Source organism: Chitinophaga filiformis, from assembly GCF_021646545.1.
GTDB classification, from domain to species: domain Bacteria; phylum Bacteroidota; class Bacteroidia; order Chitinophagales; family Chitinophagaceae; genus Chitinophaga; species Chitinophaga filiformis_A.
On record NZ_JAKIRP010000002.1, the window covers coordinates 672,848 to 692,181 of the forward strand.

At 45.5% G+C, this 19,334-nt stretch carries 14 protein-coding genes; 6 read left to right on the forward strand and 8 right to left on the reverse strand.

Annotated elements, in window-relative coordinates; all coding sequences use genetic code 11:
• Nucleotides 1-86: 86 nt before the first annotated feature.
• Nucleotides 87-1,487: a right-handed parallel beta-helix repeat-containing protein gene (locus L3C95_RS09015; protein WP_236386912.1), complete on the forward strand. Its 1,401-nt coding sequence runs from the start codon at nucleotides 87-89 to the stop codon at nucleotides 1,485-1,487.
• Nucleotides 1,488-1,587: 100 nt separating this feature from the next.
• Here the strand turns inward: L3C95_RS09015 and L3C95_RS09020 are convergent, their stop codons facing one another.
• The 5 genes from L3C95_RS09020 to L3C95_RS09040 form a co-directional block, all read right to left on the reverse strand.
• Nucleotides 1,588-2,937, reverse strand: coding sequence for a DNA/RNA non-specific endonuclease (locus L3C95_RS09020; protein WP_236386913.1), 1,350 nt, complete (start codon nucleotides 2,935-2,937; stop codon nucleotides 1,588-1,590).
• Between the two features lie 433 nt (nucleotides 2,938-3,370).
• Nucleotides 3,371-7,909: a TonB-dependent receptor plug domain-containing protein gene (locus L3C95_RS09025; RefSeq protein ID WP_236386915.1), complete on the reverse strand. Its 4,539-nt coding sequence runs from the start codon at nucleotides 7,907-7,909 to the stop codon at nucleotides 3,371-3,373.
• A gap of 5 nt (nucleotides 7,910-7,914) precedes the next feature.
• Nucleotides 7,915-10,458, reverse strand: a complete 2,544-nt coding sequence (locus L3C95_RS09030) for a hypothetical protein (RefSeq protein ID WP_236386918.1) — start codon at nucleotides 10,456-10,458, stop codon at nucleotides 7,915-7,917.
• Between the two features lie 240 nt (nucleotides 10,459-10,698).
• Complete coding sequence (locus L3C95_RS09035) at nucleotides 10,699-12,309, reverse strand: c-type cytochrome (RefSeq protein WP_236386919.1); 1,611 nt, start codon at nucleotides 12,307-12,309, stop codon at nucleotides 10,699-10,701.
• A gap of 159 nt (nucleotides 12,310-12,468) precedes the next feature.
• Nucleotides 12,469-13,323: a DUF4349 domain-containing protein gene (locus L3C95_RS09040; protein WP_236386922.1), complete on the reverse strand. Its 855-nt coding sequence runs from the start codon at nucleotides 13,321-13,323 to the stop codon at nucleotides 12,469-12,471.
• 128 nt (nucleotides 13,324-13,451) lie between these two features.
• On the opposite strand from L3C95_RS09040, the gene L3C95_RS09045 reads away from it, so the two are divergent.
• Nucleotides 13,452-13,625 (forward strand): hypothetical protein, encoded by a 174-nt coding sequence (locus L3C95_RS09045; RefSeq protein WP_236386925.1) that lies wholly within the window; start codon nucleotides 13,452-13,454, stop codon nucleotides 13,623-13,625.
• Between the two features lies 1 nt (nucleotide 13,626).
• The gene (locus tag L3C95_RS09050; protein ID WP_236386927.1) at nucleotides 13,627-13,908 is read left to right on the forward strand and encodes a hypothetical protein; all 282 of its coding nucleotides are present in this window, start codon (nucleotides 13,627-13,629) and stop codon (nucleotides 13,906-13,908) included.
• Here L3C95_RS09050 and L3C95_RS09055 read toward each other — a convergent pair whose 3' ends face one another.
• Entirely contained in the window at nucleotides 13,909-14,136 is a 228-nt protein-coding gene (locus tag L3C95_RS09055; protein ID WP_236386929.1) for a hypothetical protein, read from the reverse strand. It abuts the gene before it with no gap.
• A gap of 67 nt (nucleotides 14,137-14,203) precedes the next feature.
• Here L3C95_RS09055 and L3C95_RS09060 point away from each other — a divergent pair, with 67 nt between their 5' ends.
• Nucleotides 14,204-15,286, forward strand: coding sequence for a metallophosphoesterase (locus L3C95_RS09060; protein WP_236386930.1), 1,083 nt, complete (start codon nucleotides 14,204-14,206; stop codon nucleotides 15,284-15,286).
• Nucleotides 15,287-15,302: 16 nt separating this feature from the next.
• Here the strand turns inward: L3C95_RS09060 and L3C95_RS09065 are convergent, their stop codons facing one another.
• Together L3C95_RS09065 and L3C95_RS09070 are read right to left on the reverse strand one after the other, a co-directional pair.
• The gene (locus L3C95_RS09065; RefSeq protein ID WP_236386933.1) at nucleotides 15,303-16,286 is read right to left on the reverse strand and encodes an aldo/keto reductase; all 984 of its coding nucleotides are present in this window, start codon (nucleotides 16,284-16,286) and stop codon (nucleotides 15,303-15,305) included.
• 320 nt (nucleotides 16,287-16,606) lie between these two features.
• Nucleotides 16,607-17,347 (reverse strand): DUF4197 domain-containing protein, encoded by a 741-nt coding sequence (locus L3C95_RS09070; protein ID WP_236386935.1) that lies wholly within the window; start codon nucleotides 17,345-17,347, stop codon nucleotides 16,607-16,609.
• Nucleotides 17,348-17,599: 252 nt separating this feature from the next.
• Here L3C95_RS09070 and L3C95_RS09075 point away from each other — a divergent pair, with 252 nt between their 5' ends.
• Together L3C95_RS09075 and L3C95_RS09080 are read left to right on the forward strand one after the other, a co-directional pair.
• Nucleotides 17,600-18,436, forward strand: coding sequence for a DUF1266 domain-containing protein (locus tag L3C95_RS09075; protein ID WP_236386937.1), 837 nt, complete (start codon nucleotides 17,600-17,602; stop codon nucleotides 18,434-18,436).
• Nucleotides 18,437-18,634: 198 nt separating this feature from the next.
• A complete protein-coding gene (locus tag L3C95_RS09080) occupies nucleotides 18,635-19,117 on the forward strand; it encodes a hypothetical protein (protein WP_236386939.1) in 483 nt (160 codons plus the stop codon).
• Nucleotides 19,118-19,334 lie beyond the last annotated feature (217 nt).

The following is a 19,334-nucleotide window of genomic DNA, read 5'->3' on the forward strand; positions in this document are numbered from 1 at the left end:
TAATATTTAAACCATATCGCTAGGCCGCTTGCAGGGGGAAAAATGCAGGATGGCGGCTTGCATGACCATAACATTATAGAAAAACCATGAAAATCAGACATGACTACCGCCGGCATACGCTTATTGCCGCCGCAGCACTCCTTTCGTTTATTGTAGGATGTAAGAAAGAGGCAGACGAGAGTATCGATAAGACGATCGAGAATTCAGCAACAAGTGTCACTACGACAACAGGCAGGACTTTTACATTAGTACCGGATGCATATGGAAGATTGGTCATAGATAATAAGGCCGGAACTTATAAACCAGGTGACGTTATTAATTTGAAGGGAAACTTTAAAGCGGTTTTCATTTCTAACATGAGTGGTACAGCAACTGCTCCTATTACTTTCCAAAACCCATCAGGTTCCGTTTCCTATTTTGGGAATCCTGCCTGGGCGGGAGGATCTTACCCATGTGCATTGGATTTTTCTAATTGCCATTACATTAAGCTGGGTAGCCCGAATGGTAAAGCTTATTTTGTGATCAATGGTTCTACCACGACTGCAAGAGAAGCCTACTTCAACATTCACCTGGGCAACCACACTGACAACTTCGAGATCTACAACCTGAGCATCAATAACGGTGGTACAGGTATCGTAGCGAAGACAGAACCTGTTAAAGGCGATGCAAGTACTGCATATCCTAACTCAGTTATGTACAATCTGTCCATTCATGGTATTTCCATCAACAACACCAGAAATGAGGCAATGTACATCGGTCACACTGCCACTTATTGGGACCTCACAGCCTGGGTACCTTACTATGGTACTACAGCAGGTATGACTGCAGGTCATCAATATGTACAGCCAATCAAATGGAATGGTGTGAAGATCTACAGCAACGTCGTATCTAACAGTGGTCTGGATGGTATTCAGACGTCTGCGATCGATAACCTGCAGATCTATTCCAACACCGTGACCAATTGGGCTACACAGCAGAATTCCGCTCACAATGGTGGTATCCTGATCGGTGGACGTACAACAGCTACCAATACACACGACAACATCGTTCGTAACGGTTGGGGTGAACTATGCCAGTTCTATGGTTCAGGTACCAATCACATTATCAAGAACAACCTGTTCGCTGATAACCAGGGTGATGGCGTGAGTATGAGAGGAGCTGCCGGTGCTGCCGTACAGTTTCTGAATAACACGGTGGCTAATACAAAGGGTAACAACCTGCGTATCAATGGTTACTCTGGTCAGACAGGTGTGAACATTGTAAGAGGTAACGTGTTCATTGCTCCGCTGAAAGGTGTTGGTACAATCTATCCTAAGTATTATATCTACACTGAGAACGGTGCTGTAGTGTCTGAAGGCACAGGCTCACTGGCAAACTACAAGTTCGCTACTGTAGCCGCTTCCGGTACCACTGCTACCAACTACTATCAGATTACCAACAAGACGCTTACTGGTGGTTACACATCCGGGTATGTGAAATTATACTAAGAGCGCATAAGTACGGATTAGAATCATGATTGAAAGTGCTGCGGGAGATAGTCACGCCATGTTCTCCATGATTCTAATCCGTAATTTTTAATCGCTTTTGTTACTGATTATCGGTCCGTGCTTCCACAACCTGCTGGATGTTTGCAGGTACATTAGATAACAGATCATAGCCGGTTGCGGCTTCTATCGCATCAACACTGGTACGGTAGCTTTTCCAGTCTGTTCCTATGCTGTTGACGTTGGGTGTATTTACCGCGATCACACGTGTGGATGAGGTTATACGGCTAAGATCATTATTGCCATTGGAGAGGACAACTATTACTTTCCAGACATTGGATGGTACTGTTACATGACCATTATCTATGGTGGTTGTTGTGCCTCCGTTACTTCCGGTGCCACCGGTACCGTAATTTCCCATTATTACATATACCTCATTGCCTGCTGTAACGAGCGAGCGGGTGTACATTTCCAGGTTATTCCATGTCTGTTGATTGTTCTGCGGCGCCTGTGGGATCATGTTGGTCATCAGGAAGGTAGAAGAATTGGCTGCAACGGTTGATGTTCTGTCGGCAGAAGGACAGTTATGTCCGCGATCAAACCCACTGCCTGAATAACTGGTAGCGCCTACCTGGTACCATCCTGAAGGCAGGCTGGTATTGGCTCTGAAGTCATCCTGGCGTGCCGCGCTTCCCAGGTCAGAACTGCTGATATGCCAGCTTACCCAATTGGGTGTCCCTCTGACATTATTGTAAGACAGTATGTAATATGTCTGATCCATCAGGTAATTGGTGGGGTAAGACGTGCTGGCCACAGCGCCACTTGGATTGCCCAGCAGCAGGTGACTGTTGTCTCCCGGGGTACCGCCTCCGCCGGAAGTGCCGGTATTGATGGTGATGTTGTCGATGTTAATACGGTTGCTGCCACCAGATACCTTACGGATAGACAAGCGGATGTTACCCGTTACACTGAGGGTGAAGGTAGCCGTTTGTAGTGTAGTGGATGAAGTGGTGATAGTACTGCCGGTCTGGCTGTAAGTACTGCCACCATCGGTGGAGATCCAGAGCTGCCAGGTACTGCTGCCATCCGAGCCAAACACTGCATGGGAGATAGTGATGGTGTTGGCGCCGGAGGCATTGAAGTTCATGGTGATGGCCCCTGTATTACGGATACGGGCAGAGGCAGCGCCGGTCTTGGCGTCTGTTGACAGATTACCGATAAGTGCGTCGTTGAAATTCCAGCTGCCGCTGCCCAGCGTTACGTTGGCGGCTGCGTACGCAGTTTTAGTGCCTGATTCAAAATCTTCCGTCAGAGAGACAGCGGCAATAGCTACCTCATTTACCACACCTTTTACAGGTGGAGTGGGGCGTGGTGTGATCTCTTCTTTCGTACAGGAGGCAATAAAGAGGGAAAGGACTGCTATCCAGAGCAGTTGAGGGGAAAGGGTTTTCATAGTGATTGAGTTTTAGTCAGTCTAAAGGTATGGATACTGCCGGCGATGGGAAACAGTTTTGTATTAGTTTTCAATAAAATAATATTAGTGCAAAAAATGCTAAAACCGTTTACGCCGACAGCTGCAGCAAAATCCGGACGATAACAAAATTTTAGCATTTGCCCTGGCGGGCGGAGGTGGAAATTTATATGATTTTTCTACATATGTAGTGCGCATCGAAAAAAGATGAAAATGAAAAAGCTTCCCTGACAGCCTCATCTTCGTATCAGGCACACAAAAATGGGAGGGTTCCAACTGCTTCGGGCCTATACGATTTTGGCGAAGCTTATGTATCAACACACGAATTTGGCGTGAAATGATTTTACAGGACATAAAACAAGAGAGGCTGTCCGCCGGAGCGAAACAGCCTCTTTCCATCATTATGCCAGACAGATTATTCTATGATTGTTACTTCCGTTCCCTGATTCCAGTGTTTGTATTCGGGCATGTAATACAGATAGGCAGTACTTGCTCTTCCTCTGTATTTGCCTGCAATTTCCGCCTTAAGATCAAGATTGACCTGTTTGGTTTCTCCTGCTGCAAATCCCATCCAGTACAACACCAGGTAGTTGTCGAAGATCTCATAGTAGGCTACCTGATTTTTTTCCATGATCTCTTTTAGTTGCCATGGCTGTACCGTTAATCCGCCGGGTATCCCGATCTTAGCGATACTCATTGGCTGCAGATAGTCTTTGATATTCTTCACTTCTACCTGCATTCTTACTGTCTCGCCGACTTTTGTGTCAGCTGCAGAGAGATGTGTAGATAATTGCAGTTCTGCTTCCGGATCATTCGGAGGAAGTAGTGTGTAGTACGCCAGTTCCAGCTGATAGGGAACTGTTTGTTTTTCGCTGGCATATGTAACAGAGAAAGTATTGTCCCCTTCCTCAATATTGGTGATCATATCCCTTCCGGCAAGGGTTGTTTTATCATTTACTTTTATTTCTATTTTTGATGCAGCTGAGATCTCACCCATCAATCGCCTGTATTCAACGATGGCCTGCAGTGCAAGTACCGTCGCTTGTGTAGAGCCATATCCATAGTAGGTCTTTTCGCCCAGTATACGGGATATCACATTGCCGATAATAGCCAGGTCTGGAGATTTTTCTCTTGTAAGGGCCAGGGCATACAACGACATTGTTTCTACTCTCAGGGATGCCGCCCTTGAATTTGTTACACTGGTTTCTGACTCGAGTTTGGTTTCCTGCAATGCCTTCATCAGTTGAGAGAAATCTTTCTCATTCTTCATATTGCTGGCGGCAAGCGCCATCATTGCCAGCTGATAGGCGTCTTTGCTGTTCAGTGCCTGCTTAACCGCTGTTTCGTATTCCAGTTGTATTTCGTTTCCAACACCAGCCTGTGTGAGTGCATATACGATATAGATATTGGCGATCTTGTTTGGCACAGCTCTAAAAGCATCATATCCGTTTTTAGCAATGGCAAACGTGCCTTTGCCATCCCTGCGGCTTAACAGGAACTTCTTTGTACGGGCAAGCATTTTTTTATCGACGTTGATGAACTCCTGCATGTCAGTAAACTCCAGCAGACCATAGGCCGTGAGCGCTTCATGGGCTGGTGTTTTACCGAACCATTCAAAGCCATTTTCTGCGGTTTCAAATCCGATCAACCGCTGGTAACCTTTTTTGATATAGGTCAGCGCTTTGTTCTCAATATCCGGATTGCTCTTATTAGCTGAACGAAGATATTTTAAGATGTAAACGTTGGGATAGGTGCTGGAAGATGTCTGCTCAAAGCAGCCGTACGGCTCTCTCAGCATGGATTCTATATCGTTGAGCAGCTGTCCTTCCAGGTTGTTAAACAGTTTCAGCTCTGTTGCCAGGCTACCGGCCATCATGTTCCTGATCGTGAAATTGGTGGTCGTGGCTTTATTCCCTGAAATAGTCGTAATAACCGGGAAGCCGTTACTGTTCACTGTGATGGGCAGGGAAAGCTTTTCCGTGTTTGTGGCGGTGGCGACAACAAATTTGATATCTCCCTTGACAGCAGCAGTGGCTTTTACAGGAATGAGCACCTGTGTGGCGCTGTCTGCCGCGATCTCAACATTGCTGTTGTAGTTGCCGGCAACCATGTTATCTGGCAGTACGGTACTGATATTGGCAGAAATAGCTTTACTGCTGCTATTCCTGATAACGAGCGGAATCAGTGCATTGTCGCCAATGGTCATATAAGGCGGTATCTTGGCGTCTACACTCATCGGCGGCTGTACAGCATAGGTCATTTCTGTTCTGCCAGGCTTACCATTATACCCGATACCTTCGGCAATAGCACGGAAAGTAGTAGTCGCATCAGAATTATAGAACTCTATTTTAGCCTCTCCGTTTCTGTCTGTTTGAACAACAGGGTTCCAGTAGATTGTTTCCCTGAAATCGTCCCTTTCTGTTGTTTCCGGGGAGTAGTATTTAGGCGCATAGAAGCGTCTTGCTATGGTAAAGGTATTGTTCTTTGCCTGTACAGATTTGGATGCGTAATAGTAGGTACGGTCAAGGTTGATAACAGTTTTTGGGCTTTTAGCATTTCTGGTAGTAACAAGGATCACACCATTTGTACCTCTGCTACCATAAATAGCGGTGGCGTCAGCGCCCTTAAGGACATAAACACTTTCGATGTCAATAGCCTTAATAGCGTCATCCAGCTTGGTGACTGGAATACCGTTGACGATAAACAAAGGCTGATCTAATCCGGAGATGGAGTTGGTACCTCTTATCTGTACCTGGGCAACATTGCCCGCAGTTCCTGTGGCCTCAGTAATCTTGATACCGGCGACCTTACCCTGTAGCTGTTGCACTGGATCGCCGGAAGTAATCTCCTCTTGTTTCACCGTTACAACAGCTCCTGCTGTTACCGACTTCTTTTGTATACCAAGGCTGGTAACTACGACTTCCTGGAGTGCTTTCCCATCGCCTAAGTTTGGGAATGCGTTGTCAAGGTTATCTATAGCTTTTTTGACGGGCGCGTCTTCTGGTTTCGGCGCTTCATTCAATGCCAGTAAGGGCGGAGGCAGACGGTCGTCGTTATCAAACGGATCTTTTGTCTTCCTGGCCGGCATAGGTGTGTAACCATTACCCTGTTCCAGTATCTTGATAGTGATAGGTTCTTTTTTACGGGCAGAACGGGCTATGAGATGATAGTTCAGGGCAGGAGTGATGTCTGTAAAGAAAAAAAGGCCATCATCGCCCGTGGTTTGTTGCACTGCATTTCCACTGGCATAGATATGCTTATCTGTACCACTGACAAGATACACCGTTGATTTTACCGGCTTGCCATTGTTATTCTGTATGATTCCACTGAGCACATTATTCAGGTCCGGATTATACTTAGGCTTGCCTGTTTTTTCAATATAGTCAATGTAGTCAAAGTAGCGGTAGCCATGTGTCAGCATGACCAGGTCAAGTGAAGCAATGGCTGTTTTTTCTTCCTGTTTAAAATAGAACTGAGGCTCTTCTATCTTACCATGAAGCTCAGAGCTCATCAGCAGCCAGGAAAGGATGTGGTCCTGTTTATCGTCGGCCAGCGACCATAATTTATCATCTATTACTGACAGCGAGAAGTTCGAAGGCACAGGTTTTCCGTTTTCATCCAGTGTTTTAAGATGAAGTGTCACCTTTTCACGCGGGAGATATTTACTTTTATCTGCAGTTATTTTTACGTGTAATATCCTGTTGGGATGCAGGAATACAATTCTTTCCGCAAGCGGGATGCGTTGTTCATTGATGATGGTGAACCGTGCGATACCAGCGGGAAAATCCACAGGGTCTACATCAATCAGCTGTTCTCCTTTTTTGAGAACAATCTCCTTACGATAATACACGTCATCTTTACTCTGGCCCACCAGTCTGACTTTCATGTCCTGCGTAGCGTTTAGTTTGAACTGTAACAGTTTTTCCTTTCTGTCAATGTTCATAACGATGCCTTTCTTTGCGGCAGCTGGCAGGTCAAAAGGCTGTTTTATTCCCGAAGGGGAGATAATCCGTGCGCTGTACGTTTTCCCCACCTGTGGGGTGAAGGAGAACTGCCCCATGCCATCATGGTAGCTGGTGAAAGTAGCGGCAACATTTCCGCCGTTGTCGAGTACCTCACCTTTTACATCGGCAGGTTTACCAAATTCATTAATAGCCTTAAAAGCAATATTGGTCGGGATACTCTCAATGAAGGTACCTCCCTCCGGCATAAACTGCAGATCGATCTTATTGAGTGCAATAGGTATACTTCTTGAAATGGCTTCTGTATAAGCGCCATAATTGACGGTGACGTTCAGCACGCCATCATTAGTATTCAGATCTGCCGGCAGTTTGAAGCTGATATTGGTCTTACCTTCCCCATCAGTTTTAGCCCTTGCATTTTCAACGCTTTTCCCGGCAAGAGATACCGTATATTTTATTTCATAGTTTGGAATGGCTTTGTTGGATAGATCACGAATGGAATAAGCTGCAACGACTTCATCTCCCGGACCATAGCCTTTTCTTGGAAAATCGAGTTTCATCAATACCCTGGGAGCGATCACTTTTTGCAGCGTGATCTCTTTGGTGAACCAGGTTGATTCTTTTTCGTTCCTCATCCAGGTGGTATAGGCTCTTATCTTATACACGCCGCCAGTGGCTGACTGGCCAAACTCGTAATGTCCTTCGGCGTATCCTTCATCAACTCTGTAATTCAGCTTTTCCAGTACACTGCCGGAAGGGCCTACTATCTCCACATACACAACATTACTGATCACAGAAATTTGCTGGTTCTTGGCATTTACAAGGTATACTTTAAAAAACAGATCATCGCCGGGTTTAAAAAACACATGATTAGTCTGTATATAGATCTTTTCTTTATTGTCATTGTATGCTGCCAGTTGCGCATTCCCTTTACCCGTAAAGGCAAGCAGGAACAGTATGAATAAGGTATAAGCTTTTATATAAGTGTTCATGGGTCTTAGAATTGGAGTGAGACGTTAAATCCGTAGGTTTTTACCGCAGGCAGGTTAAAGAAGTCCAGGCCTGTCGTATTGGGCTGATCAAACAGCAATTGGTCCGGGTCTGCACCTTTATAAGCTGACCACAGCAGGATATTGCTCACATAGGTGGACAGGGTGAGCAGCTGTTTGTTATGATGCAGGTTGAACCGGTAACTCAGATTAACGTTATTGAGCCGCAGGTAATCTGTCTTTTGCACATATGCTGCTGCTACACCCGATAGTCCATACCTTGTCCAGCGGTTCTTTTCTACCGGCTGAGCGGGATCATAAAAGCTCACGGGTATATCGTTCACATGACCGTTTTGCTGTACACCCTGGAATATGTAGTTAGTAACACCTCGCTGTGTACTGGTAATAGCCGATCTTCCATAGTAGTCAAGGGCTGCCTGTGTGCCATTCCAGGTCTCACCGCCTTTCTTCCATTCCCAGTCTGCCTGTAGTGTGAATTTTTTCCAGCTTACGTTATTGTTGAACTTTACTACGAAATCCGGTATTGGATTGCCAATCACCTGTGGTGTTGGATTTACAAGCGGAAAACCATCTTCCCCTATCACTACGTTGCCCGAGGCGTCTTTTAAGTATGTGCTACCAACTATCACACCCAAAGGTTGTCCCTGTACAAGAGCTTTGTGAACATTGCTGAATCCTGCAATTGGTGTGAAATTATCGCCCTGATTGACGCGAGTGACAGTGGTGTTGTACGCAAAGAAGGAGAGTGTACCGGAAAGGCCAACGTCCCTTCTGGAACCATAGTTATTAGCACTCAACGATACTTCAATCCCTTCATTCCTCAGGTCTGCCATGTTCTTCAGGTGAAGTGTTCCATTACTGTAAACAGGAAAAATATCATTCCTGGTATTTTTAACATAGACATTGGCATTGAGGCGGAACACGTAGTCGTGCGACAGGCTTAGTCCTCCTGTCCATTCCCGCCGATTGACAGGGGTCAGACCTTTATAACCGGCGGCCTCTGTAATAGGGCGATAGCTGAATATCTGCTCTGTAGAGTATTGTAGCAGATTGGTATATACCAGGGATCTGTCAACAGGTAGTTCGCTGCTTACTTCGTGGTAGGAGGATGATATGTTCAAATCAACGCTGGGTAGTATAGACCATATTGTCAATGCAACGTCGAATGCTGGTAAGATAAAGTCATTCTTTGACGCTGTATTGGAAAGATAAAGTTTATTTCCCGCGTTTACTTTTAATTCAATACCCGCTGCCGAGTGAAAGGTGTTGTTAAGCGTAAGGAAAACGTCGTGTGAGGAACGTTGATAGTTATACCGCATATCATCTGGTTTATACCTTATGCGGGTGTTTGCATTACCATAAGTATAGTATAATCCCAGTTGCGAGTTAAACTCATCATTGTAATATTCGATATTGTAGAGTCCCTGCGATTGTAACAGATAGTTAAAGTCTTTTTTGTTCCTGTCTGTATACATACCATCCGTCCACCCTGCAGTACCTGGCTTGTAGCTTTCCACAGTGTTTTCCAGTACATGCTGGAGAGACTGGGTAAGTTTGACATCAAACCGGGACGTTTTCAAGGCTAAAACCAGAGAGGCATTCTGTTCTGTAGAGCGGTAACGATTGCCATTGTCTTTCAGCAGGAACAAGGGATTATCAGCCATATTACTATAACTGCGTTGTGCTTCTCCATTCGTTGTTCCTTGTATATTGCTGAAAGATGCCGGCGTAAGGAGTGCGTTCTGATAAGCTCTGTTCAGAAAGCCTGTCCTGTTGCCGTTGGAAAGTTGGTCATGGTTGTATAGATAGGCGGCTTTGATATTTAACCACTTGATGCTGGTCCCTATGTCTGCCCCCAGTGTCTGTGAAATCCTGTTATTCTCTTTGATGATCGTATTCTCGTTAGTTTGTCCCAGTTTCAGCCCGAAGTTCCATGTACGTTTACCATACCGGAAAAGTTCTCCCGATATTTTCAGCTGATGAGAATGGGCGACGGCGGTCCGGAAGATGCTGTTATTATAGGCAGTGGCAGCTTTCCCGTTGCCTGTGCCTATGGGCACAAGTCTGCCGTTCTGATCGTAGGGGTAATTACTCCCATCAAATTCAAGAGCATGTATATTAGGCCCATAGCTGAATATTTCTCCTGTTTCCGGCCCTCTCCAGGCCAGCGCTCCATTAACGGAGCGTCCCTGCACATAATCAGATTGCAGCTCCGGAAGCCTGTTGTGGCTTTTTATCTCGATGGTCCCGCTATATTTGGTTGAAAGAGAAAGATAGCGTGTATATTGTGGTGATATCTGCAGAGAATTGCCCGATATCTTTACACGCCTGACGCCAAAATCAGGATGGAACGGACCTTTCAGCTTCAGAGGGGTATTTCTGCTATTACTGACCGAGTCTACAGGATCGATGTTACCTCTGAGTTTTCTTACCTGCTCCATATAGTCCCCGGAGATAATGGGTTCCACGCTGCTACGCACCTGAGCGGCTGCCAGGGCGGGAAGTAAAAGAAGGAGTAAAGTAAATTTCAAGGTATTAGATTTAGGTGATATAAATATAGTGATTCCGGTGGTCCATGTTCCGGCTGTATGATGCAGGGTTTATCAGGATTCCATAAATGGGGTAAGAAAAATATATATGGCTGGTTATTATGGGGGTTCCGGAGGACTGGGGAAACCCGGCTGAAAAGTATGTTGGCTTTTCAGCCGGGATATTAATTAAGCTATATACGACTGGCGGATTGTGCCTGTCCTAAATGATCACCAATTCTTTCAATAGCCCCCGCGGTGATTCATGCAGTTGCAGTACTCCTTCATAGCCTTTACCCGCTGTGCTTCCTGTTCCAGCTGCTGCCTTTGTGTGGAAGGTTCTTTCTTGTTAACCCTGGTAAGGAAGTCTGGCAATTGCAGTCCGGCAATCTGTTTCTGGATATCGCTTTCAGAAATGGTGTCCAGTGTCAGACTTATAGCCTGGCTATCGGCCGTAATAAAGCTGGCACTACCAAAGTACAGTTGTGGATTATTTTTATTCTCTCCGATAGCTACGATGTATGCCCTGACGCCCAAGGGAAGCGGAATGGAGCCATCTTCCTCATAAAATCCGTACACATTACTATCCTTCAGATATCCACCTTCTGTCATTATTTTATGTGAGGGAATAACCAGAAAGACGGAAATGCTTTGGTCTTCTCTTTCAGCAATGGTGACGGTCAGTTTGCCTGGGCTCAGGTCACTGGCGTTCTGCAATGCCATGTCTATATTATACCAACCGAAGGTATTGATATCTATTGTGTAGTAAAACGATGTGTTGTTTTTCGGCTCTATTAAGTTGTTGTATACTATGGCTGGTAGGGTATCTGGTATGACATCGCCTGTTAAAAGCTGGTTGCCGGCATCGAGTATCGTATTCGTTATGTTAATGAAGTTTTCATCATTATCCGCTTTGCTGGCCAGATCAAATATGATATTATAGTACCCACAGCTATCTGGCAGGGCAGATGCATTACTGGAGGAATCACATGGCGAATAGTCAGAAGCATATTCCCCTATGTATGAAAAGATATCATTGAGCTCCTCGTTGTTCAGGGATGGAAATCCTGGCATTACTTGTTTCTCATACGCATTAAACAGGTTAATGGAATACCTATGACCACTGGCAATTAGTGCACCACTGTTACGAATGAAACTAAATAGTGTAGCTGTATCATTGTTCCAGCGTTGCATTACATCACGTAAAGCAGGACCTGTAATTTGCTTATGCACATTGTGACAAGATGCGCAATTCAGTTGGAATAATGCTTTCCCGTGTTGAGGATCGTTAAAATTCGACGTTTCATCTATGGCTATCAGATCGGTAGCAGGAGTAACTTCAGGAACGATCCTGCCCTCAGCCGAGCCAGGTGTATCCTGCTTCGCAGGTAGCGGCTGCGGGTCCACCCAGTTAATACCATTCTTTTCCGTTTCTCCCTTATAAAGTTGCATGCCATTGACTACCTCATTAGTAGGGATCTTTACTTGTAAGGGCTTCAACATGCTCACCTTTGCACCTTTAGCCGCATTTATATAAATCATACCGCCGCTCTGTAGCGGTTGTCCATTACTCTGGGTGCGCAGTCCTGCCAGTAGCATTTGTTCTATGCTGAGCGCTTCTTTGACTTCCAGGCGGGCTGTTTTACCTTCTTTTGCCTTTAATGCATGTGCAGGAATAATGATAAAGGTACCGCCGTTAAGCGCCAGGGTGGTATCCCTCTCTGTATTGACATCAAATAATTGTGATGGAAGTCTGGAAGGGTTAAGCATGGCCGGTAAGGGTGGTACGGAGGGTAACGAATTACAGCTTGCCAGCAGGAGCAGCAAGGCACAGGTACGGAATAAATTGTTCATAGTAATAGTTTACTTAGTATGAATGTAAGATCATACGTCAGATCAGAATATGACGAAAGTCATCTTTGTAAATTACATGGTTACCTGCGTCCACCAGGTGCCTGAATAAAAAGGCTGCATCATTACTGATACAGCCCCTTTCGTGTATTCAAAGCATCTTTAATGCCTTACCATCATTCTCCGGTAACCAAACCAGCCTGCAACCACCACTATAAGGAAAGGCCAGCAGGAGAGGAGGAATACGAAAACATTACTGAGCGTTTCCGTACCAGCAACCAGCGCGGTTAATATTCTTGTACCAAAACCGGCACGCGTTACCTTGTCGGGATTGACGATCACCTGTATATCTGCCTGCTGTGGCTGAAACAATTGCACAGAGAATGTTGCATAGTGTACATCATCCAGGATAGCCAGGTTAGCGATTCTGCGGTTCGTGCCTTCATCGTATCGTTGATCCTGGTAAGTGGCTACATCCAACGCTGTACCTTTCGCTGTTGGCTTTAGTACTGCCGGTTCAGGCGCGTCATTCTTTAATGAATTAGAGAGATAGAGCAGTGTTTTGTCTTCGTCTTTCATTGTACGATAATCAATGAAAGTCGCCATTGACGTCAATGTATGCACGACAGAATCAAGACTGGCCGCAGGCACGCGTAAGGTCAGCGTTGCTGTAGGTGTATACAACTGTACACGCTTTAATGAATCTACAGAATAGGGCAGGTCCTGCGTCATCGCCACATCATTATGCATCGTGCTTTCTCCGACCATTCCACCTACTCCTATAACAGTATGCTCCAACGCTGACAATGAGCTGAATACATTGCTGACGCGGCATCGTACATCTGCAGTACGAACCCTTTTACGGGAAGGGGAATTAAGTGCGGTAATGTCGTTTGCTAAATTCGTGGAATCAGCCGTGGATACAAAGGCTTCTTCCTCTTTTGAAAGACTTGAAGGCGCAGTTGAACACGCGGCAGCCAGCAGCACTGGTGCCATTAAATATAGGGGAATACGCATAAATGGTGTTTACATTTTATACCGCAAACACGCAAAAGGTAACCTTAAAAGAAATGTTAAAGTGAAACAGGGTGTTTGGCATGAATTGGAATCCTTTTTGTGATGGTAAACCCATTAAACCTTATAAGATGACAGATAATAAACCAAAACAGGACGATCAGAAACCTGTGCAGCAAAACACCGGAGAGCAAAAGCCTGTCGACGAAAAGGCGGAAAAATATATAAAAGAAGCGGGGAGTATTGAAGACATACCCGATGCCGAAGAACAAAAAGAGGCAGATGATAAAATGAAAAAAGACTGATATGGTGAGAGTTTACTTTAATCCTGACTATACCCTGGACTCTCCGCTGATTGGCGATGAAGTGAAGATCGAACATCTGCAGCATATTGCTGATGTGGATGTAAACGACCTGCAGGAGGCATTTGAGCTTTGTCAGAATACTGACCAGCCATGGACGAACAAAAGCGAGGTGACGCCTGATGTAGTTGTAGCAGATGGTACCCGGTCCGTAGCGCCGGGAGATGTACTGGAGTTTGAAGGAGAATGGTTCCTGGTAGGGCCGGCCGATTTTCAACGGATCTGATCACATCGTTTCCAGCTCTATTAATGTTCCAATCTCTTTCGCCCGGGGCGTGAGTTGCTCACCTTCATACCAGTTCTCATTGCCATTCTCATCTGTCTTAATAGTGATGTTCAGATGACCGTCCTCCCCGGCTACATATACAAGGAATGTCCGCCTTCCACCGGTATCCTCTACGTCTACCCGGGTTTCCTCCCCGTTATAGGTGATATAAAATGTTTTGCGGTTCATCGTTTTATGTTTTACTTAGTTGCCTGAAAAACTATGCCAGAACGATAAGCAATCTTAGCCATTACGCATGAAGAAATTTATAAGAAACATCATAGTACGGTTGTCAAACTCGGTATCTTCCAATCCGGACAAGCAACTGGTATTCGATTCATTATCGCAGTTATATAAACAGATATGTGACGGTAAGAAGGACAAAGGACTTGTATTGACATGTGACTATGAAAAAACTTCCATGATCATTTTTTCAGATCAGCATAAGGGCGGCAAAGGTGGGTCTGATGATTTTATACTGGCAGAAGCATCGTATCTGGCTGCCTTACGTTATTATTACGAGAAGGGGTTTACGCTCGTGAACCTGGGAGATTGTGAAGAGCTGTGGGAAAATAAGCCATCTGTTGTAGTGGAAAAGAACAGGGTATCCCTGTTGGAAGAAGCCCGTTTTCTGCAACAAGGACGTTATTACAGGATAGTGGGCAACCATGACCTGGAATGGAACTACCATATCCCTAGAGATATGTATCTGAAGCCTTTATTTGGAAAGGATCTTAAAATTTACGAAGGGCTTGTACTGAAAATGAGATACAAGGACGCTGATGAGACGATCTTTCTGGCCCACGGTCATCAGGGAGATCTGAGAAGCGACGGAAATGCTTTCAGTAAATGGTTTGTAGCGGCTATATGGACGCCTGTGCAGCGCTGGTTTGATGTAAGACTCGATACACTTTCAGATAATTTTGACATGGTAGATGAACATAATGTCATTATGTATGAATGGAGCCAGCAGTATAAGAAAACACTATTGATATCAGGACACACACATAAACCGGTATTTGCATCTATGGACCATATAGACCGGCTGAGCAAACAACTGGTGAAAGCAACAGCAAAAAATGATGAAGAACGCATTAAGTCCCTGCAGGAGGCTTTAGAAAAGAGGAAAGCAGAATATGCCGGAAAGCATTTCGTGAAGACAATGGTAAGCCCCAGTTATTTCAACACCGGCTGTTGCTGTTTCAGCGATGGGGATATTACAGGCATTGAGATCAATGAAGGATTTATCCGTCTTATCAAATGGGAGCAGGAAGGAAAGAACATAAACAGGATAGTACTGGAAGAAGCGCCGCTGGATTACCTGTTTGATCAGCTATAAACAGCGGCGCCTTTGTTTAATTCTTATCCAGGAATTTTGTGTGCGATTCGTTATATCTATCGCCTACATTAGGGTACCTTGCCAGCAGGTCTTCGATTTCCTGCTTGTCGGCAGATGAAAGTGTAATATTCACTGCTGCAGCATTTTCCTCCAGGTATTTTCTTCGTTTAGTGCCCGGTATTGGAATGATATCATCATCCTGATTCAATACCCAGGCCAGCGCCAGTTGAGCGGCTGTACAATGCCTATTAGCAGCCAGTGCGGCAAATTCCTGCGCCAGATTCCTGTTATTCTCTGCGTATTCTCCCTGGTAGCGAGGTAATGACTTCCTGAAGTCATTTTCCTTAAGCGCATTTACATCCAGTGTATTGGTGACCAGGCCACGGGCCAGCGGACTGAATGGTACAAAAGAGATCTTTAGTTCCTTACAGAGCGGAAGGATCTGGTCTTCCACATCTCTTGTCAGCAGGGAGTATTCACTCTGTAATGCCGAAATCGGATGTACAGCATGGGCCTTACGTATAGAGTTCACGCCAGCTTCAGATAAGCCCAGGTAGCGCACTTTCCCTTCTTTCACCAGGTCGGCCATCGCTCCTACAGTTTCTTCAATGGGCACCTTTGGATCAACGCGGTGTACGTAGTAAAGATCGATCACGTCTGTCTGTAATCTTCTTAGACTGTCTGTCACCGCCTTTTTCATATAAGCGGGTGAGCCGTCAAAGCCTGAAGGCTGGCCATTGGTGAACGTAAAGCCAAATTTGGTAGCGATAAATATCTTTGACCTGTTAGGCTTTAATACTTTGGCTACCAGTTCTTCATTTTTGCCATTGGCATAAATATCTGCTGTATCCCAGAAATTGATGCCCAGTTCAATGGCCCTTTCTAATGTGGCGATGGATTCAACATCGTCTGCTTCACCATAAGCATGGTTCATGCCCATGCATCCGAGACCTATTGCAGATAATAGGACGTCTGTGTTACCTAGTTTCCTGAATTTCATGAGAACCGTCGTTTGGGTTAATGTTTCTCTGTTTATCTCAATCTCTAAAGATACGACTAATAACTGGAGGTGGCGAAACCAGGGAAATCCCTGTTCCTATTGTCCTTTTTTATGTGATTCTTGGTTAGTGGTTATACGAAAAAGAGGTGAAGGCAGAAGTTCGATACAATGGATCCTGAGCATATGAAGTGGATGAGTACCCAGGTACAAAACGGAAGTAACGTATACTGTCCTGAAATCAGAAGGCTGACCAACGAAGTGAATAGATCTTCGCAGGTCAGCCCTTTTTATTGCAATGATCGCTATTGGTGCAATCGTTATTATTTTGTTTGTTGCTGTGCCTGCGCGCTTCCAAACACTGTTTTCAGCAGATCGGTTACACGGGCGGCAGGGTCTTGTCTGATCTTCTGCTCTTCAATTGCTACTTCCTGGAAGATACCTGCAATCGCCTTTTCGGTTACGTAGGCGGTCAGGTCGGTATTCACCGGAGTGGAAGAGAACTTGTTATATACGGTGAAAAGGTCTGACCAGTATTTGGTAGCATCCACTTTCTTCAGGGCATCGCCAATAACCGGTTTGAACGCAGTGGTGAGTGCAGCAGTGGTTTTACTTTTGAAGTAGTTGGTAGCGGCTGAGTTACCACCTTTCAGGATGCCCAGCGCATCAGTGATCGTCATTTGTTTGATAGCGTTCACGAAAATAGGAGCGGCGGATTTTGCAGCTTCTTCTGCACCTCTGTTCATGGACAGGATGGCCTTATCCACTACACTGCCCAGACCTACATTACGCAGGGTGTTTTCCACTTTCTGCGCCTCGGGAGGCATCAGGATCTTCAGCGCAGCGTTGGCAAAAAAGCCGTTGGCAGCGGAAAGCTTGTTTGCACTGTTCTGAGTACCAATAGTAAGTGCTTCTTTCAGCGCGGCAGCAATCTGTGCAGAGCTTAGTCCACCGGCAGTAGGCAGATTGTTAGGCAGGTTATTCAGGATCTGTTGTGACGTTTCACAACCAGTGCTGGTTAAAAGCAGTGCGGCTAAAATACATGCAAAAAAGCCTTGTTTCATAATTGATTGTATTACATTCATAAATGTTAGAGATGGCAAAGATAGATTTTTCTTTTTAATAGAATATTCCCTTTAAAAATGCGATATTGCATAAGGAGAAAGCAATAATCCCTTACAATCAGGAACACTATTAAGTATGTAGTGAAGAACAATTTTGAAGCCAGAGAAAGAGAAAAAACAGCTTAAACTGAGTCAGTAACCGAGAGCGCAGCCTGGATTTATTTTTCAGTTTGCCGTATTTAAAAATTCCACATGAAAACGATCATTATCATCGTCGGCGTAACGGCCCTTTACATTCTATTCGTTGTAGTCAAACTGATCAAATTGAATCGCAGGGCGAAAGAGATTGCTCTCAGAGCAAAACAGGACCGTGCAATGCAACCTGAAGAGGAGGATACGCCGGAGTTGCATGAAGATGGCACGCTTTCGCTGCATGACAGACAATACATCGCCTGCGGCGCTAACCTGGCTTATCTGCATGGAGACCGTATGGATACACTGGAAACAGACAGTGATCAGGAAGAGATCCGCGGAATGCTGAAAAGGGAATGGCATATCAATTCCAGGGATAAACTGCTAAACAATATTGACTGGCTGGTAAACCATGGCCACCGCGTTTACTTCAAACCTATCTGGAATATACTCACCACACTGCCCGTAAGGGAAAGAGCGATTGAACTGGAAAAGCTGCAGGAGGAATTTACCGCGAAAGGCGATGAGATATCCGTAGACCTGTACGCTTCCAATATTTCCGAAGGCTACAAACACCTGCGCGAGGAAGCCGCATGTTTTGAAGGTAAAAAGTGTAAGCTGGATGCCCTGACATGGGACCTCGGCCGTGCTATTAATCTTTGCCGCTGGGGTTATGATGCCGGTTTCCTGTCAAGGGACGAGGCGATCGGGTACATCCGGAAGTTCGGCAAGGAGTTACTGCACAACTATACTACCTGGACTAATCTGGGCGAAAATTACCTGATGGGATTCGCGATGTGGAGCGGCGATCTCGAACAGCTGGATGAGCTGTATGGCGCCCATTGCGATCTGCTCTCTGAAGACAGCAGCCCCTGGGTACAACTCGAAAGTCGTTAGCAGAGGAACCGCTATATCCTCCTTCAAAGAAATTCTGCAAGCCTGTATCAAAATACGATACAGGCTTTTTTATGCCGGTACCGGCAGCGTGAGGTAAATCTCTTATGCGCTTGTATGCTTTGATGAAAAGGAATATACCTCTCGTACGCGTGCATGGCATGTTTTTTTCACGGCTAAAAGGGACTAAAAAAATATCGCATGAAAATCTTTTCGCGTAAAAAAAGTTCAGCTATAGCTGACTTAGGTACCGCCATAGGAGCGGGATTGCTGGCGGGACTGGCGGGAACCGCCGCTATTACTGTTTCGCAGATGATAGAGATGAAGATTACTGGGCGTAAACCCAGCAATGCACCCGTAGATGCCGTATCAAAAGTGCTGGATGTGACTGCCGTCAGCGAAGAGAAAAAGCCGAAGGTATCCCAGGAAATACACTGGGTTTACGGCACCACATGGGGAATAGCAAGGGGCATACTTTCCCTCACCGGACTGAAAGGATGGACCGCTGATCTTGCACATTTTGCAAGCGTATGGGGAGCTGCACTCGTGATGTTGCCAGGCCTCAAGGTAGCACCTCCCATTCAGAAGGAAGACCCCAAAACGATCGGCATTGACATACTACACCATGCCGTATATGCTATTGCTACAGGGCTTGTGTATGATATGATCACCAGGAAAAAATGAATGGCAGGATCAGTACCGCTTCTTCCGCTGACCCGGTGCAAATGGTTTTGCCGACTTGGATCCTGTTAACTTCTTAGCTTGCCCGGGAGGCAAACCATGAGGATGTCGGGGTCGCGGTGCAACACGGTATGTACATGCGCTTATAGTACAGCAAACGAAAAAGGAAAATAGCAGCGACAGTATGAGTATCGGTCTTACGAACATGAAATAAATGCTT

Coding starts and splice junctions, on each gene's coding strand:
- L3C95_RS09015 (WP_236386912.1), top strand. CDS start 87: ATGAAAATCAGACATGACTACCGCCGGCATACGCTTATTGCCGCCGCA.
- L3C95_RS09020 (WP_236386913.1), bottom strand. CDS start 2,937: ATGAAAACCCTTTCCCCTCAACTGCTCTGGATAGCAGTCCTTTCCCTC.
- L3C95_RS09025 (WP_236386915.1), bottom strand. CDS start 7,909: ATGAACACTTATATAAAAGCTTATACCTTATTCATACTGTTCCTGCTT.
- L3C95_RS09035 (WP_236386919.1), bottom strand. CDS start 12,309: ATGAACAATTTATTCCGTACCTGTGCCTTGCTGCTCCTGCTGGCAAGC.
- L3C95_RS09040 (WP_236386922.1), bottom strand. CDS start 13,323: ATGCGTATTCCCCTATATTTAATGGCACCAGTGCTGCTGGCTGCCGCG.
- L3C95_RS09045 (WP_236386925.1), top strand. CDS start 13,452: ATGACAGATAATAAACCAAAACAGGACGATCAGAAACCTGTGCAGCAA.
- L3C95_RS09050 (WP_236386927.1), top strand. CDS start 13,627: ATGGTGAGAGTTTACTTTAATCCTGACTATACCCTGGACTCTCCGCTG.
- L3C95_RS09055 (WP_236386929.1), bottom strand. CDS start 14,136: ATGAACCGCAAAACATTTTATATCACCTATAACGGGGAGGAAACCCGG.
- L3C95_RS09060 (WP_236386930.1), top strand. CDS start 14,204: ATGAAGAAATTTATAAGAAACATCATAGTACGGTTGTCAAACTCGGTA.
- L3C95_RS09065 (WP_236386933.1), bottom strand. CDS start 16,286: ATGAAATTCAGGAAACTAGGTAACACAGACGTCCTATTATCTGCAATA.
- L3C95_RS09070 (WP_236386935.1), bottom strand. CDS start 17,347: ATGAAACAAGGCTTTTTTGCATGTATTTTAGCCGCACTGCTTTTAACC.
- L3C95_RS09075 (WP_236386937.1), top strand. CDS start 17,600: ATGAAAACGATCATTATCATCGTCGGCGTAACGGCCCTTTACATTCTA.
- L3C95_RS09080 (WP_236386939.1), top strand. CDS start 18,635: ATGAAAATCTTTTCGCGTAAAAAAAGTTCAGCTATAGCTGACTTAGGT.